Raw genomic sequence first — 14589 nt, 5'->3', positions numbered from 1 at the left:
TTGGAACTCTGGCTGTACATCGTCGTTCTCGTCGTCTTCCTGCTGCTGCGCGTGCCCGTCGCCTTCGCGATGATCGCCGCGAGCATGCTGTACTTCTACACGCAGGGGCTGTCCCCCGGTTACGCGATGTCGTCGATCGTGAACGGCATCAACAGCTTCCCCCTGCTGGCCGTGCCGCTGTTCATCTTCGTCGGGACGGTCGCAAACCACCTCGGCATCGCGACCCGGCTCTACGACTTCGCCCGGGCGCTGCTCCCCCGGCTTCCCGGCAACCTGGCCTACGTCAACCTCGCCACCGCGATCGGCTTCTCGTGGATCAGTGGTTCCGCACTCGCCGACGCCGCCTCCACCAGCAAGGTGCAGATCCCGCAGATGCTCAAGGCCGGCTACCCCTACGGGTTCTCCGCGGGGCTGACGGCATCCGGCTCGCTCATGAGCACGGTCATGCCGCCGAGCATCCCCGCCGTGCTCTTCGCCGCCACCGCCACGATCTCCACCGGTGCGCTGTTCGCCGGCTCCATCCTGCCGGCGATGCTGATGGCGCTGGGACTTGCCATCTACGTCTTCATCTGGGTCAAGCTGCACCCGGCGGTAGCCGTCAGCCGGTCGTTCGACGGTGCCATGCTGGGCAAGGCCGTCGTCAGAGTGCTCGGGCCGATGATGCTGCCGGTGATCATCCTGGGCGGCATCTTCAGCGGCTGGTTCACCCCCACCGAAAGCGCCGGGATCGCCGCGGCCTACATGCTGGTGCTCGGAGTGTTCTACCGCACGCTCACCTTCAAGGTGTTCTGGCGGGCGTCGAAAGAGACCGTCATCATCTCCGGCGGCATCCTGCTGATCCTCGGCGCCTCCAACCTCATGGGACAGGTCCTGGCCCGCGAGCAGGTCTCACGCAACCTGGGCGAATGGCTCAGCAACCTGACCGACAACCCTGTGGTCTTCCTGCTGCTGCTGAACGTGCTGCTGATCCTCCTCGGCATCTTCCTCGAGGCACCCCCGGTGATCCTCGTGCTCGTCCCGATCCTCATGCCCATCGCCGCGTCCTTCGGGATCGACCCGGTCCACCTCGGCGTCATCATGATCCTCAACCTCATGATCGGGTCGCTGACACCACCGGTGGGGGCTGTGCTGTTCGTCGTCGGTTCCATCACGCGCAGGCCCATGGGCGAGCTCTTCCGCGGCATCCTCCCCTTCCTGATTCCGCTCGGGGTCGTGCTGCTGCTGCTCACGCTGTTCCCTGCGATCGTCACGATCGTGCCCACATGGCTGGGGCTGATGTGACCCGCCGTCTCCCTGAAAGGACTCGTCGATGAGGAAACTCTTCGTCCTGAACGGCCCGAACCTCAACATGCTCGGCCAGCGCGAACCCGAGCTGTACGGGAGCGCGACCCTCGACGACGTGCGCAACGACTGCACTCGCCTCGCGGACGAGCTGGGATTCGACCTCTTCTTCGCGCAGACCAACGCCGAGTACCAGATGGTCGACTGGCTGCAGGATGCGTACCACGAGCGGGCCACGGTGGTGATCAACCCTGCAGGGTTGAGCTTCCGGTCGATCCCGGTGCTCGACGCCCTGCGGATGCTCCGCACCCCGATCGTGGAGATCCACATCACGAACATCCACGCCCGGGACACCGCGCACCAGAACTCGCTGGTATCGACCGTCGCGACCACAGTGATCGCCGGCGCAGGGGTGTTCGGGTACGAGCTGGCGATCAGAGCGGCAGATCGCCTGACCGGCTGACGCGGAAGCGCGCGACGTCCACCGTCACGCCCCGCTGTGCCGACAGCGCCGCCGCCTCGACGAGCGCCAGCGTGCCAGCGGCATCCGCGGCCGAAACGAGAGGGGCCGCGTTCCCCCGCACGACCTCGAGGAAGTGCGCGAGCTGACGGTGGAAAGACCCGGCCGGCGGCACCTGCAGGTACGAGCGCGACAGCGGCGAATGCCAGTCGGCGGACACCGACGGGTCGTATGAGTACTTCGCGAGGTTCGGCACCGACAGCGCACCCCGCGTGCCGACGAACTGGTACGCAGAGCCGTCCGGCAGGAACGGGAACTCCAGGGTGTCCTCGGTGGACTGATCCCAGCCCCACGGTGAGACACCCGCATCGGACGCGAGGAAGCTGCCGACGGCGCCGTTGTCGAACCGCAGGTTCACCGACGCGGTGTCTTCGACGTCGAGGTTGCGGGTGTGCGAACTCACCATCGCGTGGACCTCGGTGACCTCGCCGCACAGGTGACGCAGCAGATCGAGGTCGTGCACGAGATTGATGAGCATCACCCCGGCGCCGCGTTGGCGGTGCCACGGGGTGTCGGTGAAGTAGGCGTCCTCCTTGCGCGCGGACCATAGCCCGCTCACGGCGACGAGGGGACCGATCTCCCCTGCGCCGATCGCGGCGCGGGCACGCGCGACCGCCGGATGGTGGCGCCGGTGGTGCCCGACCAGCAGACGCCCGTGCAGCCGGTCGACCGCGTCGACCAGCCGCAGTGCCTCCGCGTAATCGACAGCGACCGGCTTCTCCAGCAGCACTGCCACGCCGGCGGTGAGGCACTCGATCGCGGTGTCGACGTGGAGCGCGTTGGGGTTGGCGATGATCACGGCGTCGAGGTCGGCCGATTCCAGCATCGCGCCGGCGTCGGGGTACGTCGGACACGCGAACGCGTCCGACGCCGCGACGGGATCGGCGACCGCCGCCAGCTCGGCATCCGGATTCGCTCGAATGAAATCGACATGCTGCCGGCCCATGAACCCGACGCCGATGACTCCGACGCGGACGGGCGCGGTCTCAAGGTTGTTCATGGGCACTCCCCCGTCTCGGCACAGCCACCGGTCGCGGTCAGCGTATGCGACGATCGGGCCGCTGTCGGCGATGTTCCATTCGACGGGACATCGCTTTGCGAACTGCAGGGAGTCGGCCAGAGTCGGCCACGACCCGATGCTGCCGTCTCGGCAACCGAAAACAGGTCACCTCAACCACGAAGACGTGCGTACACAAGAGGAGAGTCACATGAGCACAGTCCGCTCGACACGCCGGGGCATGGCTGCCGCGTCGGTGCTCGCAGCAGCAGCCCTCGTCGCCACCGGCTGCGCCGGTGGGGGCACACCCGAAGAAACGGAGACCGAAGCGGCCTCGGCGAACGAAGATGTCACCATCACCGTCGCCACCAGCCAGAACGAACAGACGCCGAACTACTACTGCGGTGTCGAACTGCTCAAGGAGCGCCTCGAGGATGCCGATATCGGCTTCACCGTGGAGCTGTACCCCGCCAGCCAGCTCGGCCCCGACGCGGACCGGTTCCCGCTCGTCCAGGCCGGCGACATCGACATCGACCTGCAGGGCGCCTCGGCGCTCAGCTCGACGTACGAGCCCATCGGCGTCGTCGATGCCGCCTACGCGTTCGACGATGTCGACCACGCGTTCGACTGGATCGACAACGGGTCGGAGGGTCTGTTCGCCGGCTTCCAGGAGGCCACCGGCGTGAGCATCGTCGACGGCTGGTACTTCGGCAACCGCACCTTCACCACCAAGGACGTCGAAGTCCGCAGCCCCGATGACCTCGCGGGCGTGCCGATCCGGTTCCCGAACTCGCCGGCCTTCCTCGCGAACGCCGAGGCGCTGGGCGTGACGAACCCGGTCTCGGTCGCAGTGGAAGAGGTCTACACCGCGTTGCAGCAGGGAATCGCCGTCGGCCAGGAGAACCCGATCGTGGCCACCCGGTCCTCCAGCTACGACGAGGTGCTCAACGTCGCGGTCCTCAACGACCACAACATCGGCATCCACTGGATCCTCGTCAGCGACATGACCTACGACAAGCTGAGCGAAGAACAGGCCACCCTGCTGGACGAGACCATCCACGAGATCCGCCCCGAGAACGCCACGTGCGTCGACGAGGCAACGGAGGAGATTCTCGACGAGTACCGCGCGAACGACGCGTTCACCGTGATCGAGAAGGAGGACATCGACATGGATGCCTTCATCAGCCAGGCGGAGGAGTTCTTCGGCGGCTACTTCTCGGGCGAGAACCTCGAGGCGTACCAGGCCATTCGCGAGATGGCCGGCTGACCGTCGGTTCGAACCAGAGGGGGTGGGTGCGACTTCGCACCCACCCCCTCTCCTCTTTCCGGGGACTGTTCAGGGGTTGCGGTGCGCCCCGACGCGACGGGTCAACGTCATTGCCGCCGCGTGAACGGCGGCAATGACCCGCTCGGGTTCGACGTCGTCGACCGAACCGGCGACCGAGATCGCCGCCAGCGGGACTCCCGCACGACCCATGATCGGACTGGCCACACACGCGCGCCCGACCACGCACTGCTCGCGCTCGACCGCAGTCCCCAGCCGCCGGGCCTCTCCCAGCTCTTGCACCAGTGCATCCAGGTCGCCCACCGTCTGAGGTGTCCGCCTGCCCAGCACGCCGTCGCTTGCGAGGGCGTGCACGGCCTCGGGCGGCGAGAAGGCGAGAATCGCCTTGCCCAACGCGGTCGCGTGCGCCGGTAGCCGCCCACCGACCCGCAGAACTGGAGGCGTCGCCGGGACTCCGAGGACGGTAGCGATGCAGACGACATCGGTGACGTCGAGGACGGCGAGATTGACGGTGTACCCCGTCATGTTGCGCAAGTCGGTCATCACCGGTAACGCCGCTCGGCGCAACCGGCGGGGTTCAACCACGGTCTGGCCGAGTTCGAACAGCCGGACACCCAGATAGAGCTTGTCTCCCTCGCGATCCAGCAGCCGCTGCGCGACGAGCTCGGCCGAGATCCGCGACACCGTCGACTTCGGCAGGTTGGCGCGGCGCGCGAGCTCCGAGATCCCGAGCCCCTCGTCGTCTTCGGTGAACGCCTCGAACACTGCCGTCAAGCGGTCCAGCACGCTGACCGAATCCGTCCAATCCGCTGTGCGCACGGCTGCCTACGCCGCCGTGAGCCGACGGCTCAACGCGATGCCGGCAGCGCGCACCAGCGGGGCGGCTCGGTCCGGGTCCATTCCCCCGCTGGGGCCGGCGATGGAGATCGCGCCGAGCACGGTGCGATCGCCGGCCAGCACGGGGCTCGCCACGGCGAGGATGCCCGGATAGGCGACGCCCCGGTCCACCGCCACCACCGCCGAGCGCACTTCACGCAGCTCACTGCGGAACTGATCAGCCGCATCGTCGACGAGCGGCGCACTCACCCGATCGACCACGCCCTGGTCCGCGCAGAACGCGAGGTAGGCCTTGCCGCTGGCCGTTGTCAGGGCGGGGGATCTCATGCCGGCGCGGGCAGGGAGCATCGGGAGCCTCCCTGCGACCGCCGCGAGCGAGATCATGTCGGTCCCCTGGTGCACCCACAGCCCGACGCGCTCACCGGTGACGTCACACAGGTCCTGGATGATCGGGGCCGCGGCCGCGATCAACCGGCGGGGGAAGTTCGCGCGTGCTCCCAGTTCGAACAGGCGCAGCCCCAAGGTCACGCCGTCCTCGGTGCGCTGCAGGTAGCGCTGTCGGGTCAGCTCAGCAACGAGCCGCGATGCCGTGGATTTGGGCATGGCCGTGTGCGCCGCGATCTCGGTGATCGAAATCGATCCCCCCGACTCCTTGACGGCATCGAGGATCGAGATGATGCGACCGAGCACAGAGGTAGAACCGCCCGGTGCCGCGGCCGGTGTGTTCCATTCGGCGAGACTCGCCATCGAGGTTCCCCTTCTTGCGGGGTTGAATCATCATCGACTGCCCCGTGCGTTCGAACGTACTAGTTAGTCCGTTTTCCTGCAATGCTGATCTGAGAGTAAAGCGGATGCCAGCGTCGGTAGCCGCGGGAGGTGTCATGCGCACGTCGATCGCCACGGTCTGCCTCAGCGGCACGCTCGATGAGAAATTCGTCGCCGCGAAGGAGGCGGGCTTCGACGGCGTGGAGATCTTCGAGCCGGACCTGGTCGCCTCCCCGCACTCCCCCGAAGCGATCCGGGCACGAGCGCAGGAGCTCGGGCTCACGCTGGACCTTTACCAGCCGTTCCGCGACTTCGAAGGCGTCGGCCCTGACCTGCTGGAACAGAATCTGCGGCGCGCCGAGGCGAAGTTCACACTCATGAACCGGCTGGGGATCGACACGATGCTGCTGTGCAGCAACGTCGCGACGGCACGCAGCGGGGATGAGCAGCTGGCCGCCGCCCAGCTGCGCCAGCTCGGAGATCTGGCCGAACGGTACGGGGTCCGCGTGGCCTACGAGGCGCTCGCGTGGGGGAGATTCGTGGACAGCTACGAAGTCGCCGCGCGCATCGTACGCCTGGCCGACCACCCGCGCATCGGGGTGTGCCTGGACAGCTTCCACATCCTGTCGAAGGGTCACAACCCCGAGGCGATCGAGACGATCCCGGCCGAGAAGATCTTCTTCGTGCAGATGGCCGATGCCCCGCTGCTGTCGATGGACGTGCTGTCGTGGAGTCGTCATCACCGGTTGTTCCCCGGCGAGGGCGGCTTCGCCCTCGGCGCGTTCATGGGCCACCTGGTTCGCACCGGATACGACGGCCCGGTCTCGCTGGAGATCTTCAACGACACGTTCCGCCAGTCCGATCCCCGCGACACCGCGATCGACGCCCGACGCTCGCTGCGCTGGCTCGAGCACGAGACGGCCATCTGGCTCGGCGGATCGGGAGGCCGGGCCGCCCGCATGTCCACGGCGGCGCTGCCCGCCGTCGCGCCGCCCTCCGACGTGAACTACGTGGAGCTGCGCACCGACGCGATCGATCAGATGCGGGACCTGCTGACCCAGCTGGGCTTCCGAGCGCACGGCCGGCACCGCACCAAGAGCGTCGAGCTGTGGTCGCAGGGCGCCGCGCGCATGGTGCTGGGACGCCCCGAGACCGACCGGCATCAGCCGACGGTCGCCGGCATGGGGCTGTCGGTGCGGGACCCCGAAGCGGCGCTGCGACGGGCCACCGACCTGCTGGCACCGCGGGTGTATCGCGTGGAGGACCCGGACGACGAGACCCTGGTGGGTGTGCGCGCCCCGGATGGCTCGGAGGTCTTCTTCGGCGCCGAGAGCGCCGGCGAACCCGGCTGGGTGCGCGAGTTCGGTCCGCCCGCCGGCGGCGATGCCGCCCACATCGAATGCGTCGACCACATCAACCTCGCGCAGCCATGGCAGCACTTCGACGCGGGCGTGCTGTTCCTGCACTCCGTGCTCGACCTGCATACGCAGCCGTCAATGGAAGTCGCCGCCCCCGTGGGGCTGGTGCGCAGCCAGGTTCTGGCCAGTGCCGACGGCGTGCTGCGCGTCGCGCTGAACCTGGTGCCGTCGGCCGCGGACGCCGACGCCATCCTGCCGCAGCACATCGCGTTCGCGGCATCCGATGTGCTCGCGCTGGCGCGCGCGGCACGCGACCGCGGCTTCCGGCCACTGGACATCCCGACCAACTACTACGACGACATCCAGGCGCGGTTCGACATCGCCCCTGAGCTGCTCGCCGACCTGCAGGAGCTGAACGTGATGTACGACCGCGACGAATCCGGCGAGTTCCTGCACTTCTACACCCATCCGATCGGGACGGTGTTCCTCGAAGTCGTCGAACGGCGAGACGACTACGCCGGCTACGGCGCGCTCAACGCCCCGGTGCGACTGGCCGCCCAGTATCAACAGCGCCGTGACGCGCCGGAGGGGGTGCCGGCGTGATCCGCCACGTCGCCGTCTTCCGATTCGTTCCCACCTTCACCGCGCAGCAGCGGGAAGACTGGATGTCCCTGCTGCGGGCGCTGCCGGCCCAGATTCCGGAGCTTCGGGCCCTGACCGTGGGCTCGGATGTCCTCGGTGGCGAGTTCTCGCACGACCTCGCGCTGGTCGCGGACTTCGACGACCTCGAAGGGCTCGCCGCCTATAACCGGCATCCGGCGCATGCCGAGGTGCTCCGGGTGTCCGCCCCCGTCAAGGTGTCCCTCGCCACCGTCGACTTCGAGCTTCCCGACATCTCATGACCGAACCCACCTCACCCATCAGGCCCCGCGCGCACGCACCGCGGGCCGAGTACCTGGTCGGGCTGATCGGCGAAGGCATCACGGCGTCACTCACTCCGCCGATGCACGAAGCGGAGGCAGCCGCACTGGGGCTGGACTACGAGTACCGCATCCTCGATCTGCTTGAACTCGGCAAGAGCGCCGACGATGTCGGCGAGCTCCTCGCCGAAGCGCGCGGTCTCGGCTACGCGGCGATGAACATCACGCACCCCTGCAAACAGCGGGTGCTCGGGGTCGTCGACGAGTTGGATCCGGATGCCGAACGGCTCGGTGCCGTCAACCTTGTGGTGTTCCGGGACGGGCGTCTCGTCGGCTACAACACCGATTGGATGGGATACCGCGACGCGCTCGCGGCGGGTCTGCCCGGCGCGTCCTTCGAACGTGTCGTGCAGGTGGGGTGCGGCGGAGCGGGCGCGGCGACCGCGTACGCCCTCCTGTCCTGCGGGACCGCCCGCCTCGCGCTGTCGGATGTCGATGCGGCCCGCGCCGAGGAGTTGGCGGAGCGCATGCGCGCACACTTCCCGTCGCAGGTGATCGCGACTGTCGCACCGGAGGTGCTCGGCGAGGCGATCGCGCTGGCCACGGGTGTCGTGCACGCCACGCCGATGGGGATGCGCCACATGCCCGGCGTCCCCATCGACCTGGACCGTCTCCGGCCTAGTGCCTGGGTCTCCGATGTCGTGTACCGTCCGCTGCAGACGGAGTTGCTGCGTCAGGCGGCGCAGCGGGGGCACGCCGTGCTGGACGGGGGACGGATGGCTGTCGGTCAGGCGTATGCCAGCCTCGAGATCATCACCGGGCAGCGGCCCGACCGAGAGCGGATGGCGCGCCATTTCGCCGACCTCATCCGCCGTGAAGCCGCCGATGGTGCCGCGGGAGGAGCGGGATGACCGATGAGGTGCGTGAGGTGCGCACCGCCGGGGAAACGGACCGCGCCGCGCGGGCGCGGGAGGACATCCTCGACGTGGCGACAGCCGAATTCGCCGCGCACGGATACGCCGGAGCGCGGGTGGACGAGATCGCCGCGCGCACCCGCACCACCAAGCGCATGCTCTATTACTACTTCGAATCGAAGGAAGGGCTCTACCTGGCCGTTCTGGAGCGCGTGTACGCGCAGATCCGGCGCGTGGAGCGCGGCATCCAGATCGACGAGCTGTCGCCCGAAGAGGGGCTTCGGAAGCTGGCGGAAGCGACCTACGTGCATCACACCACGCACGAGGCGTTCATCCAGCTGGTGAGCATCGAGAACATCCACCGGGCCGAGAACGTGCGCCACTCCCCCACGATCCTGCGGGAGAACGTCACCGCGATCACGCTCCTGCAGGAGGTGATCGAACGCGGCGTGCACGAGGGCACGTTCCGCGATGACGTGGACGCGCTCGACGTGCACATGATCATCAGTGCGTACGCGTGCTTCCACGTCGCCAACCGGCACACCTTCGCCGCCATCTTCGATCGCGACATGCTGGACCCGAAGCTGCAGGACTCCCACCGGCGCCTGATCGGCGACATGGTTGTGTCCACGATGACGGCAGCGGGCAAAGAAAAAGCCCCGACCGTTACCACGCGGCCGGGGCGAGACGAATGAGAGTTCGCCTATCGAGGACAACTCTACCCTGCTCCGACGCGACCCGGCGCCATCCGGCGACGCGAGGGTGAATTAACACGCGCGAAACGAGCACGAGCGCAACGCGAAAAGACGCACCACCATCCTGACCTAGAGGCAGGTGCTCGGCGGCAGGGTGTCGCGGGAGCCGACCCCTCGCTCATCTCAGCCGATCGCCCTCGGCGCGCTCTGGCGTGTCCGAAATCTGGAGAGGACCCCTGTGTCATCAGTTCCTGCTGCGCCTGCTCGTTCGCGGCGCACCCGTTGGCTGGCCGCGCTCGCGGCCGCCGCCTTCGCCGGCGCCGGGCTCGTCGTCCTGCCGCCCACCACTGAACCCGCCGCTGCTGCGGAGAAGCCGAAGATCGTCATCGTCGCCACCGGCGGGACCATCGCCGGCATGGCCGACGGCCGCGATACCTTCACCGACTACCGCGCAGGCACCTACCCGATGGCGGACATGCTTGCGGTGCTCCAGCCCGAAGTCGCCGCCATCGCCGACGTGAGCGTGGTGCAGTTCGGCAACTCGGGCTCCGGCGGCTACACGATCCCGCAGTACCACGACCTCACGATCGCCGTGGAGGACGCCCTGAAGGATGCCGACGGCGTCATCGTGACCACCGGAACCGACACGATGGAGGAGTTCGCCTACTGGCTCGACCTCACCGTCCAGAGCAAGAAGCCCGTCGTCATCACCGGCGCGATGCGCCCGTGGGCGGCCGGGGACACCGCGTCGCAAGAGGGCGTCTTCGGGGCCGACGGCCCCGCGAACCTGTTGCAGTCGATCCGCCTCGCTGCAAGCCAGGAGACCTACTGCTTCGGCACCGTGCTCTCACTCAACGACGAGATCCATGCTGCTCGGGACGTGACCAAGGGCAACGCAACGCGCAACGACACGTTCGTCACGCGCATGTCCGGAGTGCTCGGGTGGGTCGACGGTTCCGAGGTGATCATCAACCGCGCCCCGGCGCGTGTGCTGGATTGCGAGACGAACGAGTGGTTCACGCCGTTCGATGTGCGCACCGTCGCCCGCGACGCGTATCCCCGTGTCGAGATCTTCTACAACGCCCAGGACGTCGGCGGCGAAGCGATCGCCGCGTGGGCGGCCGCAGGGGTCAAGGGCATCGTCACCGCAGGCACCGGCGCCGGTGGCATCTCCGGTGCCGCTGGTCGAGCACGCACCGCCGCCGCCCGCGACCAGGGCGTGTGGTTCACCAGCACCACCCGCACCGGAAGCGGATCGGTCTCGGGCGGTTCGGGCAACACCATCGCCGGTGGCGACCTGCTGCCGCAGAAGGCGCGACTGCTCCTGATGCTCTCGCGGACCTTCACGGGTGACGTCGCGCAGGCCCGCACCTGGTTCGAGACGCTCGGCACCCCGACCTTCGACACATCGGCGCTCGCCGCCACCGTCAGCCCGACGCCCGTCGCCGACCCGCCCGCCGAGCCGGAGCCGGAGCCAGAGCCGTCGGCGCAGCCCGAGCCGGAGGCATCGCCCTCGGCACCGGCGACTCCGGAGGACCCGACCGAGGAAACGCCGTCGCCCACCGAGACACCCACGGCTCTGGTCGGATCGCTGCCGTTCACCGGCGGGACCGGCGGCGGCGGAATCGCAGCCCTCATCGGTGCGTTCGCCATCGCGATCGGCAGCACCATGTACTGGCAGTACCGTCGCCGGTTGACGGGACAGGAAGTGGTCTCCCAGAGCTGACACGCGGTTCGCGGGAACGACGAAGGGCCGGTTCGTGAGAGCCGGCCCTTCGTCGTTCCCGTGGCGGTGCTGGGCCGGCCCGGGCGAGATCATCGTGGCGGCAGCCGGCACCGCGCAACCCCCTTCGCCGTGCCGCGACGGCCGACTCAAAATGGGGCATGCTGACGACCCGCATCCACAACTTCGACCGCGGACGCCTCCGTTTCGACGTGTCCGATACCGGCCCGATCGACGGCCCCGTCATCGTTCTCCTCCACGGCTTTCCCGGCTCCCGCCGCACCTGGGATGCGGTCACACCCCATCTGGTTGCGGGCGGCGCCCGGGTCGTGGCGTTCGACCAGCGCGGGTACTCGCGGCAGGCCCGGCCCCGTCGGCGCCGTGATTACCGCGCCGCCGACGTCACCGGCGACGTCCTGGCATTGCTCGATGCGCTCGAGGCGGAGCGCGTGCACCTGGTCGGGCACGACTGGGGCGGGTTTGTCGCCTGGCGGATGGCTGCGGTCGCCCCCCATCGGCTGACCGGCATGACGGTGCTCTCCACGCCGCATCCGCGCGCCCTGCTGCGCTCCCTCCTCTCTTCGGCGCAAGCGCTGCGATCGCTTTACATCGGTTTCTTCCAACTCCCCCGGCTGCCCGAGGCCGTGCTCCGGCCCCGCCTCGCTCGCCTGCTCATCGCGATGGGCCTTCCCTCCCCCGTCGCGCGGGAGTATCAGCGTTTCCTCGCTGAGCCGCAGGCGCTGCGATCAGCACTGAACTGGTACCGCGGAATGTGGCTGCCCGACCGGCGCGGGGCGGATGCCGCACGGGAGCCCGTCGCGGTAGACACGGTCTACGTGTGGGGCAACCGCGATCAAGCGCTCGGTCGCCGCGCGGCGGAGTTGACCCGCCGGTACGTCAGCGCCGGCTACCGGTTCGTCGAGCTCGACGAGAATCACTGGCTGCCCGAGCGCGCTGCCGCGCAGGTGGCGCGCGAGATCCTCGGCGCGGTCAGTCCCAGCGCGCCACCGGCATCCGGGTGACCGTCGCTACTGCGCTACTTCGGTTCGGTCGCTGTCCTAGCCGCGGAGGAAGCTCGTCAGGGCGGCATTGACCTCGGCGGCGTGCGTCCACAGCAGGCCGTGCGGTGCGCCCTCGATCTCGACGTACTCGGCTTCGGGGAACACCGCGTGGAAGCGCCGTGCGGTGGCGTCGATGGGGAGGATGTTGTCCTTGGTGCCGTGCAGGATCAGAGCCGGCTTGCCGCTGGCGCGCACGGCTTCGACGTCGGCGCGGAAGTCCTCGATCCAGGATGCTACGACGGCATACGCCGCGACGGGAGCGCTGGCGATTGCGGCGTTCCAGCTCCCCGCGACCGCTTCCGGGCTGATCCTCGTCCCGACGTTCTCGTCCGCGTTGTAGAAGTCCCTGAAGAACTGCGTGAACCACGCGTACCGGTCATTCCGCGCATCCGCCGTGATGCCGTCGAAGACGTCCTGCGGTACGCCGTCAGGGTTGTCGTCGCGGGCGACGAGGAACGGCTCGAGCGAGGCGAGGAACGCGAGCTTCGCCACTCGGTCGTGTCCATACCGTGCCACGTAGCGGGCGAGCTCTCCGGTGCCCATCGAGAAGCCGACCAGCACGGCATCGCGCAGGTCCAGGGTCTCCAGAATCGTGTTCAGATCGGACGCGAAGGTGTCGTAGTCGTAGCCGGAGTGCACCTTCGACGACAGTCCGAAACCGCGACGGTCGTATGTGATCACCCGGTAGCCCGCGGCGAGGAGTTCACGCGTCTGACGCTCCCAGCTGTGGCCGTTCAGCGGGTAGCCATGGATGAGGACGACCGGCTGTCCCGCGCCCTGGTCCTCGTAGTACAGCTCGATGGGGGTGCTGTTCTCGTCGCCGACCGTGATGTATCCCATGTTCTCGCCTTTCCGTGTCGCCCAGCCCGGTGCTGGGCCCTCATGGCAAGGAGAACCCCTGTGGTCGGCACACGGTCAAGGTCGAGTGGCTGGCCTGCGACACAATCCGTCGCCGACGCCCGCCTCGGCAGGAACACGACGGGGCACGCGTTGGTTGACACGTGAATATCCGGTCCTCACGGAGCTGCGCCGCCCAACCCCGAGTTGACGTAGTTCCGCACCTGGGCCACCCGAGAACGGCCCGAAGTCAGCGTCCGAGACACAGAGGAGTCCGCCCGTGGGAGATGCGCAGATCCGCCGAGCAGACACGGTTGTGATCGGTGCCGGGCAGGCCGGATTGTCCGCCGGGTTCCATCTGGCCCGGCGCGGATTCATCAGCGCCGTGGACGACCCCGATGCCCCGCGCAGCTTCGTGATGCTCGATGCCGAAGAGTTGCCCGGTGGTGCGTGGCTGCATCGGTGGGAGTCCCTGACGATGTCGACGGTCAACGGCATCTTCGACCTCCCCGGGTTCCGGCAGGCGCCACCCGACCCCGCCGATCCCGCCCGGGTGGCGGTGCCGGCGTACTTCTCCGCGTTCGAGCAGCACATGCACCTGCCGATCCTCCGTCCCGTCGCCGTGCCGTCGGTCACTCGCGCCGACGACGACCCTGACGGTGATCTCCTGGTGCATTCCACCGCCGGGACGTGGCGCACGCGAGCGATCATCAACGCGACCGGAACCTGGACCAATCCGATGATCCCTGCGTATCCCGGGCAGGAGACATTCGCGGGACGCCAGCTCCACACCCGTGACTACACGACTCTGGACGATTTCACCGGTGAGCGCGTCGCAGTCGTCGGAGGGGGGATCTCAGCCGTTCAGCAACTCGAAGAGATATCGCGGGTGGCGCAGGTGGCCTGGTACACGCGTCGGGAACCGGTCTTCCGCGACGGCGGCTTCACCCCAGAGGTGGAGGGACGCGAGGTGATCGCGAAGGTGACGGCCGACATCGAGGCAGGAAACCCCGCCGGGAGCGTCGTCTCGTACACGGATCTCGCCTGGACTGCCTACGCGCTCGCCGCGCAGCGACGCGGCGCCCTGGTGCGACGGCCGATGTTCACGCGTATCGAACCGGCGGGCGTGCGAGAAGCGGACGGCACATTCACTCCCGTCGACACGATCCTCTGGGCGACGGGGTTCCGACCGGCGCTCGCGCACCTCGACCCCCTGTCGCTACGCAACGCCCGGGGCGGGATCGAGATGCGAGGCACTCAGGTCGCTGCGGACCCCCGCGTGCATCTCATCGGGTTCGGACCTTCACAGTCCACCGTGGGCGCGAACCGCGCGGGGCGTGACGCCGTGCGCGCTCTGACGGCGGGGCTGCACGCCGCAGCCGCGCCGGGGTGAGAA

Annotated in this window: 14 protein-coding genes; 10 read left to right on the top strand and 4 right to left on the bottom strand. The window is 68.4% G+C overall.

What is annotated here, in order from left to right:
• Together NQ151_RS16400 and NQ151_RS16395 are read left to right on the top strand one after the other, a co-directional pair.
• Complete coding sequence (locus NQ151_RS16400; protein ID WP_257510091.1) at positions 1–1281, top strand: TRAP transporter large permease; 1281 nt, start codon at positions 1–3, stop codon at positions 1279–1281.
• A 28-nt stretch (positions 1282–1309) separates the two neighbouring features.
• Entirely contained in the window at positions 1310–1744 is a 435-nt protein-coding gene (locus NQ151_RS16395) for a type II 3-dehydroquinate dehydratase (RefSeq protein WP_257510092.1), read from the top strand.
• On the opposite strand, the gene NQ151_RS16390 is transcribed toward NQ151_RS16395, so the two are convergent.
• Positions 1716–2801 (bottom strand): Gfo/Idh/MocA family protein, encoded by a 1086-nt coding sequence (locus tag NQ151_RS16390; RefSeq protein ID WP_257528740.1) that lies wholly within the window; start codon positions 2799–2801, stop codon positions 1716–1718. The genes NQ151_RS16395 and NQ151_RS16390 overlap by 29 nt on opposite strands.
• A 208-nt stretch (positions 2802–3009) precedes the next feature.
• Between NQ151_RS16390 and dctP the strand changes: the two genes are divergently transcribed.
• Complete coding sequence (dctP, locus tag NQ151_RS16385) at positions 3010–4065, top strand: TRAP transporter substrate-binding protein DctP (RefSeq protein WP_257510094.1); 1056 nt, start codon at positions 3010–3012, stop codon at positions 4063–4065.
• Between the two features lie 69 nt (positions 4066–4134).
• Here dctP and NQ151_RS16380 read toward each other — a convergent pair whose 3' ends face one another.
• Together NQ151_RS16380 and NQ151_RS16375 are read right to left on the bottom strand one after the other, a co-directional pair.
• A complete protein-coding gene (locus tag NQ151_RS16380; RefSeq protein ID WP_257528739.1) occupies positions 4135–4902 on the bottom strand; it encodes an IclR family transcriptional regulator in 768 nt (255 codons plus the stop codon).
• 6 nt (positions 4903–4908) lie between these two features.
• On the bottom strand, positions 4909–5667 hold the full coding sequence (locus NQ151_RS16375; RefSeq protein ID WP_257510095.1) for an IclR family transcriptional regulator: 759 nt from the start codon (positions 5665–5667) through the stop codon (positions 4909–4911).
• Positions 5668–5801: 134 nt separating this feature from the next.
• Here NQ151_RS16375 and NQ151_RS16370 point away from each other — a divergent pair, with 134 nt between their 5' ends.
• From NQ151_RS16370 to NQ151_RS16345, 6 genes are all read left to right on the top strand, one after another.
• On the top strand, positions 5802–7646 hold the full coding sequence (locus tag NQ151_RS16370) for a bifunctional sugar phosphate isomerase/epimerase/4-hydroxyphenylpyruvate dioxygenase family protein (protein ID WP_257510125.1): 1845 nt from the start codon (positions 5802–5804) through the stop codon (positions 7644–7646).
• Positions 7643–7945: a Dabb family protein gene (locus tag NQ151_RS16365; RefSeq protein ID WP_257510096.1), complete on the top strand. Its 303-nt coding sequence runs from the start codon at positions 7643–7645 to the stop codon at positions 7943–7945. Before NQ151_RS16370 ends, NQ151_RS16365 begins: the two co-directional genes overlap by 4 nt.
• Positions 7942–8874, top strand: coding sequence for a shikimate dehydrogenase (locus tag NQ151_RS16360; protein ID WP_257510097.1), 933 nt, complete (start codon positions 7942–7944; stop codon positions 8872–8874). The genes NQ151_RS16365 and NQ151_RS16360 overlap by 4 nt, the downstream gene beginning before the upstream one ends.
• Positions 8871–9572 (top strand): TetR/AcrR family transcriptional regulator, encoded by a 702-nt coding sequence (locus NQ151_RS16355; protein ID WP_257510098.1) that lies wholly within the window; start codon positions 8871–8873, stop codon positions 9570–9572. Before NQ151_RS16360 ends, NQ151_RS16355 begins: the two co-directional genes overlap by 4 nt.
• 238 nt (positions 9573–9810) lie before the next feature.
• On the top strand, positions 9811–11298 hold the full coding sequence (locus NQ151_RS16350) for an asparaginase domain-containing protein (protein WP_257510099.1): 1488 nt from the start codon (positions 9811–9813) through the stop codon (positions 11296–11298).
• Between the two features lie 158 nt (positions 11299–11456).
• The gene (locus NQ151_RS16345) at positions 11457–12317 is read left to right on the top strand and encodes an alpha/beta fold hydrolase (protein WP_257528738.1); all 861 of its coding nucleotides are present in this window, start codon (positions 11457–11459) and stop codon (positions 12315–12317) included.
• A gap of 36 nt (positions 12318–12353) precedes the next feature.
• Here the strand turns inward: NQ151_RS16345 and NQ151_RS16340 are convergent, their stop codons facing one another.
• The gene (locus NQ151_RS16340; protein ID WP_257528737.1) at positions 12354–13196 is read right to left on the bottom strand and encodes an alpha/beta fold hydrolase; all 843 of its coding nucleotides are present in this window, start codon (positions 13194–13196) and stop codon (positions 12354–12356) included.
• Between the two features lie 277 nt (positions 13197–13473).
• Here NQ151_RS16340 and NQ151_RS16335 point away from each other — a divergent pair, with 277 nt between their 5' ends.
• Positions 13474–14586 (top strand): NAD(P)-binding domain-containing protein, encoded by a 1113-nt coding sequence (locus NQ151_RS16335; protein ID WP_257528736.1) that lies wholly within the window; start codon positions 13474–13476, stop codon positions 14584–14586.
• The last annotated feature ends 3 nt before the right edge of the window (positions 14587–14589 follow it).

Origin of the sequence: Microbacterium sp. zg-YB36, assembly GCF_024623575.2 — a bacterium.
Lineage (GTDB): Bacteria > Actinomycetota > Actinomycetes > Actinomycetales > Microbacteriaceae > Microbacterium.
The sequence above is the reverse complement of the archived record's forward strand: the minus strand, read 5'-3'. Positions and strand labels throughout refer to the sequence as shown.

What these genes read in the sequence shown, in the direction of transcription:
- NQ151_RS16355 (WP_257510098.1), top strand. Translation starts at nt 8,871, where the DNA reads ATGACCGATGAGGTGCGTGAGGTGCGCACCGCCGGGGAAACGGACCGC.
- dctP (WP_257510094.1), top strand. Translation starts at nt 3,010, where the DNA reads ATGAGCACAGTCCGCTCGACACGCCGGGGCATGGCTGCCGCGTCGGTG.
- NQ151_RS16345 (WP_257528738.1), top strand. Translation starts at nt 11,457, where the DNA reads ATGCTGACGACCCGCATCCACAACTTCGACCGCGGACGCCTCCGTTTC.
- NQ151_RS16375 (WP_257510095.1), bottom strand. Translation starts at nt 5,667, where the DNA reads ATGGCGAGTCTCGCCGAATGGAACACACCGGCCGCGGCACCGGGCGGT.
- NQ151_RS16370 (WP_257510125.1), top strand. Translation starts at nt 5,802, where the DNA reads ATGCGCACGTCGATCGCCACGGTCTGCCTCAGCGGCACGCTCGATGAG.
- NQ151_RS16360 (WP_257510097.1), top strand. Translation starts at nt 7,942, where the DNA reads ATGACCGAACCCACCTCACCCATCAGGCCCCGCGCGCACGCACCGCGG.
- NQ151_RS16340 (WP_257528737.1), bottom strand. Translation starts at nt 13,196, where the DNA reads ATGGGATACATCACGGTCGGCGACGAGAACAGCACCCCCATCGAGCTG.
- NQ151_RS16390 (WP_257528740.1), bottom strand. Translation starts at nt 2,801, where the DNA reads ATGAACAACCTTGAGACCGCGCCCGTCCGCGTCGGAGTCATCGGCGTC.
- NQ151_RS16395 (WP_257510092.1), top strand. Translation starts at nt 1,310, where the DNA reads ATGAGGAAACTCTTCGTCCTGAACGGCCCGAACCTCAACATGCTCGGC.